The sequence below is a fragment of the Hyphomonas neptunium ATCC 15444 genome (genome assembly GCF_000013025.1).
GTDB lineage: Bacteria > Pseudomonadota > Alphaproteobacteria > Caulobacterales > Hyphomonadaceae > Hyphomonas > Hyphomonas neptunia.
Window position 1 is genome coordinate 531087 of sequence record NC_008358.1, and the last position, 12995, is coordinate 544081.

The 12995-nt window shown below is 63.0% G+C and carries 10 protein-coding genes, 1 tRNA gene and 1 other annotated feature; of the genes, 5 read left to right on the forward strand and 6 right to left on the reverse strand.

The window, feature by feature from the left end; translation table 11 throughout:
• Positions 1–78 precede the first annotated feature (78 nt).
• Positions 79–774, reverse strand: coding sequence for a pirin family protein (locus HNE_RS02675; protein ID WP_011645566.1), 696 nt, complete (start codon positions 772–774; stop codon positions 79–81).
• Positions 775–898: 124 nt separating this feature from the next.
• On the opposite strand from HNE_RS02675, the gene HNE_RS02680 reads away from it, so the two are divergent.
• Positions 899–1657: a hypothetical protein gene (locus HNE_RS02680; RefSeq protein WP_011645567.1), complete on the forward strand. Its 759-nt coding sequence runs from the start codon at positions 899–901 to the stop codon at positions 1655–1657.
• 242 nt (positions 1658–1899) lie between these two features.
• Here HNE_RS02680 and HNE_RS02685 read toward each other — a convergent pair.
• A protein-coding gene (locus tag HNE_RS02685) for an IS3 family transposase (protein WP_148205789.1) occupies positions 1900–3134 on the reverse strand; the annotation gives its coding sequence in 2 pieces (ribosomal slippage) (positions 1900–2840 and positions 2840–3134; 1236 coding nt in all).
• Positions 2731–2847, reverse strand: a sequence feature (AL1L pseudoknot). It overlaps the preceding gene by 117 nt.
• Before the next feature lie 12 nt (positions 3135–3146).
• Complete coding sequence (locus HNE_RS02695; protein ID WP_198022814.1) at positions 3147–3836, reverse strand: Abi family protein; 690 nt, start codon at positions 3834–3836, stop codon at positions 3147–3149.
• 404 nt (positions 3837–4240) lie between these two features.
• On the opposite strand from HNE_RS02695, the gene recQ reads away from it, so the two are divergent.
• The 3 genes from recQ to HNE_RS02710 all read left to right on the forward strand — a co-directional run bounded on the left by recQ (position 4241) and on the right by HNE_RS02710 (position 8611).
• Positions 4241–6088 carry a DNA helicase RecQ gene (recQ, locus tag HNE_RS02700; protein ID WP_011645571.1) on the forward strand — a complete coding sequence of 616 codons (1848 nt, stop codon included), beginning with the start codon at positions 4241–4243 and terminating at the stop codon, positions 6086–6088.
• A 210-nt stretch (positions 6089–6298) separates the two neighbouring features.
• Positions 6299–6901, forward strand: a complete 603-nt coding sequence (locus tag HNE_RS02705) for an ATP-dependent Clp protease proteolytic subunit (RefSeq protein ID WP_011645572.1) — start codon at positions 6299–6301, stop codon at positions 6899–6901.
• Between the two features lie 78 nt (positions 6902–6979).
• Positions 6980–8611: an ATP-binding response regulator gene (locus HNE_RS02710; RefSeq protein WP_011645573.1), complete on the forward strand. Its 1632-nt coding sequence runs from the start codon at positions 6980–6982 to the stop codon at positions 8609–8611.
• Positions 8612–8620: 9 nt separating this feature from the next.
• Here the strand turns inward: HNE_RS02710 and HNE_RS02715 are convergent, their stop codons facing one another.
• The 3 genes from HNE_RS02715 to HNE_RS02725 all read right to left on the reverse strand — a co-directional run bounded on the left by HNE_RS02715 (position 8621) and on the right by HNE_RS02725 (position 12179).
• On the reverse strand, positions 8621–10858 hold the full coding sequence (locus tag HNE_RS02715) for a patatin-like phospholipase family protein (RefSeq protein WP_011645574.1): 2238 nt from the start codon (positions 10856–10858) through the stop codon (positions 8621–8623).
• A 55-nt stretch (positions 10859–10913) separates the two neighbouring features.
• Positions 10914–10990: transfer RNA gene (locus tag HNE_RS02720), tRNA-Met, on the reverse strand.
• Positions 10991–11048: 58 nt separating this feature from the next.
• Positions 11049–12179 carry an NAD(P)/FAD-dependent oxidoreductase gene (locus HNE_RS02725; RefSeq protein WP_011645575.1) on the reverse strand — a complete coding sequence of 377 codons (1131 nt, stop codon included), beginning with the start codon at positions 12177–12179 and terminating at the stop codon, positions 11049–11051.
• Between the two features lie 63 nt (positions 12180–12242).
• Between HNE_RS02725 and HNE_RS02730 the strand changes: the two genes are divergently transcribed.
• Complete coding sequence (locus HNE_RS02730; RefSeq protein WP_148205790.1) at positions 12243–12992, forward strand: hypothetical protein; 750 nt, start codon at positions 12243–12245, stop codon at positions 12990–12992.
• The last annotated feature ends 3 nt before the right edge of the window (positions 12993–12995 follow it).

Here is a 12995-nt window from a genome sequence, read left to right on the forward strand (position 1 = left end):
AGACCCCAGCAGGAAATCTGATCTGGTTTGCACCTTATCAGCTTCCTGCCGGAGCCTGAAGTCACGAGGGTGTGAGCGTCACACCGTATCAACCAGTACGAGCTCTGCCGAATTCACCCCTTCCAGGGTAATCGTCTCGCCGCCGGAAATCGCCGCGCCGTCGCGGGTCTTCAGCCGCTGGCCATTCAGCGTCACCTCGCCATCGGCTACAACCAGATACCCGTAGCGGCCTTTGGGAATGTCATAGGTCAGCGTTTCGCCTTCCTTCACCGTGGCGCCCAGAACCTTTGCGTCCTGGTTGATCGCCAGGGCGTCATTCTCTCCGGTGCCCGAGGCAAACACGGCCCATTGGCCAGACCGGTCGCCCTTGGGAAACTTCCGCGCGCCCCAGCTGGGTGTGCCACCGCGTGTGCGGGGAATGATCCACAGCTGGAACAGCTCGGTCACTTCGTCCTCGGCGTTCCATTCCGAATGCTGCACGCCAGAGCCCGCGCTCATCACCTGCACATCGCCCGCTTCGGTGCGGCCATGATTGCCCAGCGAGTCCTTGTGGGTGATGGCGCCCTTGCGAACGTAAGTGATGATTTCCATGGAGTCGTGCCCGTGCGGCGGAAAGCCGGTCCGTGGCTGGATTTCGTCATCATTCCACACGCGCAGCGCGCCATGGTTCACGCGGCTGGGGTCATGATAGCCGGAGAAGGAAAAGTGATAATGGGCGTTGAGCCAGTCATTGCGAAACCGGCCAAGCTTATCAAAGGGGCGGAGTTCGATCATGGGATGTCTCCTGTCCATGAGGGGTTGTTGTTGACCGGTATATGGGATCGGGCAGGGATGAGGGCAGGCAGTCATCCAAGATAGCATTCATGCGCGGGGTGCATGAATGAGGCGGAGGGAGCAGATGTCAGGCGATGGGGGCTATGAAGGCGAGAGCGTGCTGGCGCCGCCGGTAAACATCGGCGCGCCCGAAGACCTCGCGCCCCTCAAGGCGAAATTCGTCCACTATCCCGGCAGCCAACAGCTGATCCTCTGGCTGCCCCAGGATGGATATGCCGGATACAGCGTCCTGCGTATCCATGGTCCCGGTGGCAAGCCGATCGAAGACACCGCGCTCACCTCCCGCCTGAATGGCCGTGTGCAGATATTGATCGACACCTGGCCCTGGCCGCCCGGCCCTTACCATATCGAGATCACCCACAAGGAAGGCTGGCGCCACGAATTGTCGCTCGAAAAGCTGGAAGAGGGCATCGCCCCACCGCCGCCCGCACCGCCTGTAATCGAGGAAAGGTCTGGCCCCATCGTCTACCGCGACAGCGCCGGTAACATCCTTCCCGATCTTGATCTGGAACTGCGCGAGCGGGAATTTGCCCGCCTCGCCGCGCGCTTCGGCCGGCGCCTCGAATTTGAAGGCAATGCCCGCGCCGGCACGATCATCTATATCGAAGGCGACATCCGCCTGCGCTTCTATCACGAGATGTGCACCCACCCCGTCCACTTCAGCATCGACATTCCGCCACCGGAAAAATGGGAAGCTGCCACCGGCCGCCCGCTGGCCGAGCGGGAAGACATCCTCGAATTCCTCGCCGCAGAAACCCGCCGCCGTCAGGCCTCCCGCTGTAATTATGTGATCTATCCCAACCGGATCGATTTCGTGGATTGATCAGTTACTCGTTTTGTACAGAGCCCAGATCGGTCGTTGGCTCCAATCTTCTGGGAATCCCATCGCTTCCTGCTGGTCAGGAGCGCGAGATTCTACCAATGCCATTAGGCGTCTTGGAAATGTAGAGTCGGAACTTTGATGCACCACAAGGCGGGCAAGCAGCGCCAGAATGTTGTATATACGGTTGTCCGGTTGCGCTTGCTTGAACCGCGCCGGTAACCCCGGAGGCTGTTTGGTTGGAGTCATGCAGCGGTAGCGTTTTCCTTTAGGGCTGCAAAGTAATTGGCCTCGGCTTCTGCCGGAGGGATGTTTCCGATCGGCTCGAGCAGGCGGCGGTGATTGAACCAGTCGACCCACTCGAGCGTGGCGTATTCGACGGCGTCCATGGATTTCCAAGGGCCTTTCCGCCAGATGACTTCGGCCTTGTAGAGTCCATTGATCGTCTCGGCGAGGGCGTTGTCATAACTATCGCCGACACTGCCGACCGACGGCTCGAGGCCTGCCTCCGCCAGACGCTCCGTATACCGTATGCTGACATACTGGCTGCCACGATCCGAGTGATGAACAAGTCCGCTGCCGATGCCCGGCCGCCGGTCATGCAGGGCCTGCTCAAGAGCATCGAGTACAAAGCGCGCATGCGCTGTCCGGCTGACCCGCCAGCCGACAATGCGGCGGGCGAACACATCAATGACGAAGGCGACGTAGACAAATCCAGCCCAGGTCGAGACGTAGGTGAAATCGCTGACCCAGAGCCGGTTCGGCGCCGGAGCCTTGAAGTTGCGCTTCACATGGTCGAGCGGGCACGGCGCTACCTTGTCGCTGTAGGTCGTGCGATGCGGCTTGCCGCGGATAATGCCCTTCAGACCCATGGCCTTCATCAGGCGCCTGACGGTGCAGCGGGCCACGTCAAAGCCTTCCCGCTTCATCTGGTGCCAGACCTTGTTAGCGCCATAGACGGTGAAGTTCTCGTTGAAGACCCGAAGGATCTCCGGCTTCAGCGTCTCGTCCCGGCGGATGCGCGGCGGCCTGCGGTCGGGGCGCCGCCGCCGCGCATCCGCCTCATGAAAGGTTGATGGGGCAATCGGCAATACCCTGCAGATCGGCTCGACCCCATAAACATCGCGATGGTCGTCAATGAACGCGATCATGTCTTCGGTCGGCGGTCGAGCTCCGCCTGAGCAAAATACGCTGATGCCTTCCGGAGGATCTCGTTCGCCTGGCGAAGCTCCCGGTTCTCGCGTTCAAGCGCCTTGATCCGTTCGCGTTCCTCGGTGCTGGGCCCGGACCGCTTGCCCACGTCCCTCTCAGCCTGCGCCACCCAGCCGTGCAGTGTCTGCGGCACGCACACGATCTTGCCGGCAATCGAAACGATCGCTGCCCACTGCGACGGGTAATCCCCGCCATGCTCCATCACCATCCGAACCGCTCGATCACGCACCTCTGGCGAGTAATGAGGTCTCTGCTTCTTGTCTGTCATTGGGCCACTCTCTCAAAGAAAATGGCCTCCGGCAAACCCGGCACGGTTCAGCTGTCCATCCAATTCAATGAAGAGATCAGCCTTGAACCGTTTGATATTCGGAATGCGTTTGACTAATTGCCGATTCCAAAGCCGTCCGTGGTGTGCGCATATATTCCTTACGAAGGAAATGGCCTGAATTGCACCCGAAAGTGTTTCTCTTGTCGGCAAGCCAACATCCTTTGCAATTGCAGAGCCGATTTTCCGATCTTTTGTAAATGCGATCCATTTTGACAGCTCGGTAAACGTCATAAGTTCGGTTACCGCCCACAATGGAGGCATGCTTGGATCTGCATATCTGCCAGTATAGTGAGCGATGAATACCTCTCTACTCCGATCAATGCTCTCTTTGAGCTTTTGGAGGTATTGTTTGTGATCGTCACTCGATTCGAATAGCTCAGCTGACATATGCGCGTGCGATCCGCTTGCATGAGCTAAATGATATGTCCAACTGGTGCGGAGCGCTATTTCTACCCTTTCGATTGCCTCCATCACAAGCAGCCGCAGCTGCCGGTCGAAGGTATATATGTCTATGATGGTTTCAAACTCCGTGCCCGGTGCAAATTGTTTGCTTCGAGTTTGCGTGCCATTTGGCGCAACTTCATAGGGGAGCCAGTAAGCGCTGAGGCGGTAGTATCCCACAGTTACCAGCCAGCGTTTCACGAGTTCCTCGTCGCGGCAAACCATCCCTCTGTCTCGGAGGCGCGCTATTTGCTCGTCGATCGTGGTGGCCGGTTTGAAATACCGCATTAAAAAAGGGCCTACTCGAGCGGTTCGAGAAGGCCCTTGAAGAGGAACCCCTCGGTATTGAGCTTCCATGGAGAGGCCTGAGGGGTGTTGTTACAGGGCACATAAGCATGGAAATCCTAACTGTCAACTAACTACCCATGGGGGTTGGTGTGTCAATCCAATGTTGCCTGGGAGCATCTTCCTGGCTCTGTAGTGAAGGCTACGCATGAGGGTGAAAGCGGTTTGGTTCTTCGGTGTCTGCGCATCTGCAGTTGCCTTGCCTCATTTCTCTACCCACCCCTTGCCCTCCCGCGCGCATCTCCTCAGAACACGGGGGCATGTCCTCCGCCCCCACTCTTCCTGACGCCCGCGCGCTGCTGAAGCGCGTATACGGCTACGACGCGTTCCGCGGCCTGCAGGAAGATGTCATCCGGGATGTGCTCGAAGGCCGCGATGGCCTCGCCGTCCTGCCCACCGGCGGCGGCAAGTCGCTCTGCTACCAGATCCCCGCGCTGCTGCGCGATGGCATCGGCCTCGTCGTCTCGCCGCTGATCGCGCTGATGGCCGACCAGGTCGATGCGCTGAAACTCGCGGGCGTGCGCGCCGAACGCCTCGACAGCTCGATGGATTTCAATGCCCGCACCGCCGCCCTGGACGCGGCCGAGCGCGGCGAGATGGACCTGCTCTACGTCTCGCCTGAAGGCCTCGGCACAGCCCTCGCAGATCGCCTCGCCCGGATGAAGGTCTCTCTTATAGCGGTCGATGAAGCCCACTGCGTCAGCCAGTGGGGCCATGATTTCCGCCCGGATTACCGCGCCCTCGGCCGCCTCAAAGGTCTCTTCCCCGGCGTGCCGCGCCTGGCGGTTACGGCGACCGCCGACGCACGCACCCGCGACGACATCCTCACTCAGCTGAACCTCACAAACCCCGCCGTCCATGTCGCGAGCTTCGACCGGCCCAACCTCATCCTCTCGGCCGAGCCCAAGGAGAGCAACCGCACCGCCCGCGTCGTTCAGCTTGTCAAAGCCCGAACCGGAAACGGGGCAGGGGCCAGCGGCATCGTCTATGCCGCCACCCGCAACGCGGTCGAAGATCTGGCCGACGCGCTGGACAAGGCCGGCGTCCCCTCGCTCGCCTATCATGCCGGGCTCGACGCCCGTGTGCGCGCCGAACGCCAGCGGAGGTTCCTGCTGGAAGAAGGCCTGGTGATGTGCGCCACAGTTGCGTTCGGCATGGGCGTCGACAAGCCGGACGTCCGCTTCGTCATCCATGCCGATCCGCCCAAGACGCTGGAAGCCTACTGGCAGGAAGTCGGCCGTGGCGGGCGCGACGGGGAGCCTGCCGAGGGCGTCGCCCTGTTCGGCCCGGCAGACATGAACCGCTCCCTGCAATGGACCTATTCGAGCGATGCGCCCGATGAGGTCAAACGCGTCCAGCTCACCAAGACGCGCCAGCTGTTTGCCTTCCTCAATGGCGATGAATGCCGCCGGGGCGCCGTCCGGCGCTATTTCGGCGAGGAGAAAGTCGACCCATGCGGCGTCTGCGATGTCTGCCGCGGTGAAGTGGGCGAGCGCCATGACGCCACCCGCTACGCCCAGATGGCGGTCTCCGCCGTCCTGCGTTGCGGCCAGCGCATCGGGCGCGGCCGTCTCGTCCAGCACCTGCTCGGCGAAGCCAAGGACACCTTCGATACCGATCTCTCCACCCTCTCCACCTTCGGCATCGGCAAGGAACTTCCCAAACAGGGCTGGAACCGGGTGTTCGATGCGCTGATGTTCGAGGGCCTGATCGCCGAGGGCGGCGAAGCGATGCGTCCGGTCGTCATCGTGCCCGACGCCGACGCCGCCAAGGCCCTCTTCCGGGGAGACCGGACCGTCTCGCTGCGCGAAGACCTTACCGCCCCGCGCCGTCGCACCCGCACGAAAGGCGCCGCCCGCGCCGCCGTGCTGGCCGACCTCTCGGCCCGCGACCAGGCGGTGTTCGACGCGCTGCGTCTCTGGCGCACCGGTCTCGCCAAAGACCGGGGCGTGCCGCCCTATGTCATCTTCCATGACCGCACCCTTGCCGAGATCGCCCGCGAGCGGCCCGTGACGCCTGAAGCCCTGCGCGAGATCAGCGGTGTCGGGGAGAAGAAGGCGCAGGCTTATGCGGGGGATGTTGCGCGGGTCATTTCTGGCGCTGAGTGACCGTCAAAGGGTGACCGGACGTGTCCCTCTGCTGTCCCTGAAGTGTCCCGGTTTGTCCTGATCTGTCCCGTGGTGTCCCGGAACTGTCCCGATCTGTCCGGGTTTGTCAGGCGCCGCGCTGGGGAATAGTGAGGTGCGTGCCTTGACCCGGCGCCCCTGGCACCGCACCTATAAGGCCAGATTTAAAAAGAGATTCCTTCCGGAGCCTGCATGAACACCTTCCGCCTTGATGATGAAGACGAAAATGAATCGACCCCGGCTAACGGTCCAAATACCCTTGTAGAATCAGCGCTCTTCAAGTCGCGCACGATCCTGCTGACCGGCGGAATTGACTTCAAGCAGGCCCGCATGGTCTGCGAACGCCTGCTCGCCCTGTCGGCTGAGAGCGACGAGCCGATTCTGATGATCCTCTCTTCGCCCGGCGGCCACGTCGAAAGCGGCGACATGATCCACGACATGATCAAATTCGTCACCGCCCCGGTAAAAGTTCTCGGCTCCGGCTGGGTCGCTTCGGCCGGCGCGCTGATTTATGCGGCGGCCCAGAAGGAAAACCGCTATTCGCTGCCCAATACCCGCTACCTGCTGCATGAACCCCGCGGCGGCGTCGGCGGCCAGGCCACGGATGTCGAGATTCAGGCGCGCGAAATCATCAAGATGCGCGAACGCCTGAACCGCATCTTTGCCGAAGCAACCGGCAAGACTGTGGAGCAGATCAAGAAGGACACCGAGCGTGACTTCTGGATGGGCGCCCAGGAAGCGGTTGACTACGGTCTTGTCAGCAAGATCATTCGCAATCGCCGCGAAATCAGCTGACCGCAAACCGCTGGATGTTTGCACGAAGGTAACACTTGTTGGGGATGATCGGGCATTAACCATAATGCCCGGTCCCCCATGCCAGTACGTCTCCAGGAAATCACTCTGAATGTAGCGCCCGTGCCGTCAACGACGACCGGCGCGGCTGCCCTTTCCCTGTTCCTGTCCGATCCGGCCCTCTTCGCCCTGCCGGTTCGTATGCCCGTCACTGATGGCGGCGAGGCGCCCATCGCCCATGTCACCCGCGCCCGCCTCACCGAAGCGCTGGCCGGCCCCAACGGACGCGACATCTTTGCGGCGCGCCCGGTGCACCATCTCGTCACCCCCGCGCCGGTTATTGCCGAAGGCACCGTGTCGGTCGCGCTGATCGCCAAACAGGCTGCAGAGCAGGGCACCAGCGCGCTGACCGACGGCGTCATCGTGATGGAAGAGGGCGCCTATAAAGGCCTCGTCTCGCCCGCTGCATTGCTGAAGGCGCTGGCCGAAGAAAACACCGCCCGCGCTCGCAACCAACAGGCCAGCCAGCGCCGCATCGAAGAGATGAAGGCGCGCATGGTCTCCCTCGTCGAAGGGCGCTCCCGCTTTCTGGCGTTCATCGGTCATGAAATCCGCACGCCCCTGACCGGCATCCTCGGCGTTGCAGACCTGCTGAAGGATCAATCAGTAACCAACGAATCCCGGCGCCTCGCCGAAACCATCTCCAACAGCGGCCAGCATCTTGAGCGCCTGCTGAACGACCTGCTCGACCTTTCCCGGCTGGAGGCGGGCAAGCTGCCCGTTACCATGCAGCCATTCGAGCTGCGCCAGTTTGCGTCAGAAACCCGCGACCTCTGGCAACCCAAGCTCGACGCCAAGCGCGTCGGTCTGCGCATCGCAGTGGCCCGCAGCGCCGAGGCGCGGATCGAGAGCGATGCCGGACGTTTGCGTCAGATCCTGTTCAATCTTGTCTCCAACGCCGTGAAGTTCACCGATCGCGGCCATGTCACGGTTCAGATGTCGACCGTCCCGGCGGGCGAGGGGCTCTCGCTCGTGATGACCGTCGCCGATACCGGGCGCGGCATATCTGACGCCGACAAGGCACGCCTGTTTGAAGAGTTCGAGCAGGCAGACGAAACAACCGCCACCACGCATGGCGGCTCGGGGCTGGGCCTCAGCATCGCGCGTGCGCTGACCCGCCGGCTCGGCGGCGACATCATGCTGGCGGACAATGCGGGCGGCGGCTGCCTCTTCACGGTGACCGTGCCGGTGCAGAAGGCTGGCCCGCGCCTGGCGGTCGAGAACCCCGCGCCGGCGGGGGCAGGGCGCTTTGACCTGGGCGAAATCCTGGTCGCCGAAGACCATGATACGACGGCCTTTGTCATCCGTGAGGCACTGATTGCGGCCGGTTGGCGGGTCGAGTGCGTCCCGGACGCGACCATTGCCGCGCAGCGTCTGGCCGTGCGCCGCTATCAGGCAATCCTCAGCGACGTCCACATGCCGGGCGGGGGTGGAGAAGCGGTTCTGCGGGCCGCCCGCTTTGGGCCCGGCCACAACAGCGCCATTCCGATCCTTGCCTTGACGGCGGATGCCACGCCCGAGCGGCGGGAAGCGTGCGAGAAGCTGGGCTTCAATGGCCTCATTGAAAAGCCTGTCCGCCCGCGTGCGCTCGTGGCCGCGCTCGCCGATACCCTGCTCAACGCGCCCCGTGAAAAGCAGGCCAAAGCGATCTGACCGGCCGCCTCAGAACGAGCGGCCAATCACCAGATAAGCCGATTGCCGCCCCCCTTCCGACCTGCCGAAGGCAAGGTAAACCGGTCCAAGCGCGGTGTTGGCCCCGACATAGACACTGCCGCCAAAGCGCATGTCATCCAGCGAGAATTCATCCGGGTTCGACCAGACCTCGCCGGCCTCCAATGATCCGCCCACGAACAGGGGTATTCCGAACAGCGAGCCTTCGGTGTTGGTCAGCGAACGTCGGTAGATCAGGCGGCCGGCGACAAAGTTCTCGCCGGCAAGTTCGTCCAGACGGTACCCCGAAAGGCTGAACAGCCCGCCGATCCGGTAGAGCGTATCCAGAGGCGGCGCGCCGCTGAGCCGCACGCCGCCCGAGACCGAGGTGAGCAGGGTGTTGCGGCCCATCGTGAAGGCATGCAGCCCGGAGGCGGACAGTGTCTGATAGTCGGCATTGTCGCCAAGGCTTTCCAAGCCGTGCGTCCAGCGCGCCTTTGCGGTGAGCCCTGTTTGCGGAAAGAACGGGTTATCGAGCGTGTCGAGACCGGCAGAGGCAAAGATGCGGCCGGAATCGATGTCGACCTCTTCAACCGGCGCTGCCCCTTCATTCAGCTTGGCGCGCCCGGTGCCAAGCTCCGTGCCCACCCGCACCTCTGCAATGTTTCCAAACTGCCGGCCCGCATCAATGCCCAGAAGGCCATAGGTGAGATCATATCCGGCCGTCTTGAAACCGCGATTGGTATAGATGTTCACCGGCCGGTTCTCGACCTCGGCGCGGGCGACGGCAAACCAGCTCTGCTCAGGTTCAAGCAGCCGGAAATACTCAACACCAAACTCGTTGATGTCGCCAATGGTGGCGATCGCGCGCAGTTCAGAGCCATAGGCGTCCAGCGCCGGGCTGCGGTAATCCAGCGACACGGCCACATCGGATTCGGTGTTGAAATCGTTTTCCACGATCATGCCAAGACGGAGCCGCCCGACATTGCGGCGTGAATCTTCGGCGCGCACGATCAGGCCTGTCAGCCCGTCCTGCTCTGTCATCGTATAGTCGACACGTTCGAACGGGCCGAGCGCGTAGATCCGGTCGAGGGCTTCATTGATCTCGCTGGTATCTGCCGGCTTGCCCAGAACGCTCGACATACGTTCTTCCAGCAGGGACTGGTTGAGGCGTGAGGCGTTCTCGATACGGACGAAGGAGATAACCGGCGCGGGCGCATCGCCAATCCCGGCATAGCTGACCGGTTCGCGGCCCTGGGCGATGGGCGCGAACTTTTCCGCCTCGGCACGGATCGATGCCCGGCCAGCCTCGATCAGTTCCTTGCTGCGCGTGAAGGCGGCCGGGCTGATGCTGCCGGTATTCACCCGGACCAGGACATCCTGCGGAAGCATCGAAGCGATTTCGGCGCGTTCATTGGCAAGGATCAGCAGACTGACGGTCTGTGACAGCACATCGACCACCGAGCCGATCTGTTCCTGTTGGAGGAGTTCATTCGGCGTCCAGAGTGCAATGACGATGTCGGCGCCCATCTCCCGCGCAACGCTGACCGGGATGTTGGCCGCCAGGCCCCCATCCACCAGCAATTTGCCATCCAGATCGAAGGCAGGAAAGACGCCTGGAACCGACATCGAGGCCCGCATCGCCATGGGCAGTTCACCGGCGCTGATGACCACGGCTTCCCCGGTTGCGATGTCGGTGGCTACGGCGCGGAACGGAATGGTCAGGTCGTCAAAATTATCCACTTCCATCCGCGCGGGCGTGACCCGGCGCAGCTCTTTCATCAGCGCCTGATCTGAGATCGCGCCGGTCGGCAGGAGAAGCCCCGCGCCGGAAACGCCGAGGCTCGCAGTGCCCGGAAAGTCCACCTGCTGCTGCTTCTGCCGAAAGGTCAGCTTGTCGCGCTGGGGCGCGGGGTTGAACACGCCGCTCCAGTTGGCGCTGTTGACGACCTCCTCCAGCTCGGCGCTGCTGAGGCCGGAGGCATAGAGGCCGCCAATGACCGCGCCCATCGAGGTGCCCACCACGATGTCGGGCCGGATGCCCATGGCTTCCAACTCCTGGATCGCGCCGACATGCGAGAGACCGAGTGCCCCGCCGCCGGAGAGAACAAGGGCGACTTTTGGCCGGCCGGGTTGGCTTTCGGGGGCGTCCTGCGCGCTGGCAATGGCGGCAAATGTCAGCAGTGAAAGTACGGCCAGAGCCTGCATTGTGAGCCTGAGGGCGGGGGTCCGGGAGATGGTCTGCGTCATCAGGTGATCCTCTGGCCAGTTTCGCGGCGGCGCAAGAGGGATCGCTGGCTGGGCGTGGTGGTTCGGGAGAGACTTGAACTCTCGACCTCGCGATTATGAGTCGCGCGCTCTAACCAACTGAGCTACCGAACCTGAGCGCCGCATCAGCGAAGGCGCCTGATACACATTGGAGCCGGGGCGCGCAAGCACCCTATCCTGCAAGCTCTGCGACATGATCTGCGATCGAGAGTGATGAGGTCAGTCCAGGGCTTTCGATCCCCAGAAGGTTAATCAGGCCGGGGCTGCCATGGGTTTCGGGACCTTCTATCCGGAAATCGCCGGAAGGGGCGCCCTGGGGCACGATTTTGGGCCGGATTCCGGAATAATCGGGCATCAGCCGGTCAAGCGTCAGGCTGGGCCAATAGCGGCTGACTTCTTCATGGAAGATGGCCGCCCGGTCAGGGTTCACGCGGTAATCGAAGGGCGGCGCGGCGCCCTCGGGCAGCCATTCGGCGTCTGGCCCCACCTTGCCGCGGCCGCCCAGGTCGATGGTCAGGTGCAGGCCAAGGCTTGATGTAGTGGGCATGGGGTAGATCAGCCGGGAGAAGGGTGTGCGGCCGCTGATGCCGAAATAGCTGCCTTTGACGAAATGGGTTTCGGGCAGGTCCGCCACGTGCGGGCCTTCGATGCGGGCGGCGATCGCGGGCGCATAATGGCCTGCCGCATTGATCACCGTGCGCGCGCGGATGGTCGCCGGCGTGCTGCCGCCTGTTTCCAACCGGACGTGCCCGGCCTCGACCGCGCCAGACAGGACGGGCGTGTTAAAGGCGACAGAGCCACCCGCATCTTCCAGTTCTCCCTGCAGGGCGAGGAAATAGGCGTGGCTGTCGAAGATGCCGGAGACGGGCGAATGAATGGCGGCGGTCACTTCGGGGCTGAGGGCCGGTTCCATCGCGCGCGCTTCGCCGCCGTCGATGAGGCGAAGGTCTTCCACGCCGTTGGCCTGCGCCCGCTTGAGGATGCTGCCGAGGTCGCCGGCTTCTGCCGGGCCGATGGCCACCACCAGCTTGCCGCAGCGCTTCACGGTGACGCCGTGGGCATCGAGATAGCTGTAGAGCATCCGCCGGCCATTGACGCAGTGGCGGGCTTTCAGGCTGCCGGTGGCGTAGTAGAGCCCCGCATGGATGACCTCTGAGTTGCGCGAGGACGTGTGCGCGGCGATCAGTTCCTCGGCTTCCAGCACGATCACCTCACGGCCGGCGCGGGCGAGGGCGCGCCCGCAGGCGAGGCCGATTACGCCCGCCCCGATGATGACCACATCTGCCTCGAAACTGTCTGCCATTCTCATGCCGCTCGCGGGAAACCCAGATTGGGAGTAGTATCAACACTCATGCAGGGACGCAGCTTGATTCTGTTTGCTTTTGCCATGCTGGCAGCGATGCCGGCCGCGGCAGACTTTCGCGCCGCATCTGAAGCTTTCCGGGCGGGCCATTATGACCGGGCCTTTGCAGAAGCGGGCGGCGAGCAAACCGCCGAGTCCCATGCCTTCCGGGCCCGTACCCTGCTGGCCAAGGCAATGTGCGGAGACGAAGACCCGCCGCGCAGCCTGATTGATCAGGCGCTGAGTGAAGCGGAAATCGCGCTGTCGTTGGAGCCTGACCATCTGGAGGGCCGGCTGCAGAAGGCGATCTCGCTGTCCCTGATCCTGCGGCCGATGAGCATCAGCGAGGCCCGCAAGACCGGCTATGGCGAGCTTTCCCGGACATTGGCCGAAAGTGTGCTGGAAGATGCGCCGGGCAATTTCTATGCCCATGGCTTCCTGGCGGTCTGGCATGTGGAGGTGGAGCGCCGGGGCGGCATGATCGGCGCGGCTATCATGGGCGCGAGCCTGAAGGCGGCGCGCCGGCATTATGAGGAAGCTGTCCGTCTGGCGCCGGCTGATATTGGCCTGCGCTGGCAGTGGGCGCGGGCGCTGGCGGCGCTGGACGCGCGCAAACATCAGGCCGAGATCACGCTGGCCCTGGAGGCGGCGGTGGGCACGGCGCCGGCCACGGATCTTGATAAGGTCATGCAGGCGCGGGCCGCGCGCCTGCTGGAGGTTGTGGCGCGGGACAAGCCGCGAGACGTTGAACGCCTCGCTTTGGCAATGCTGTAAGGG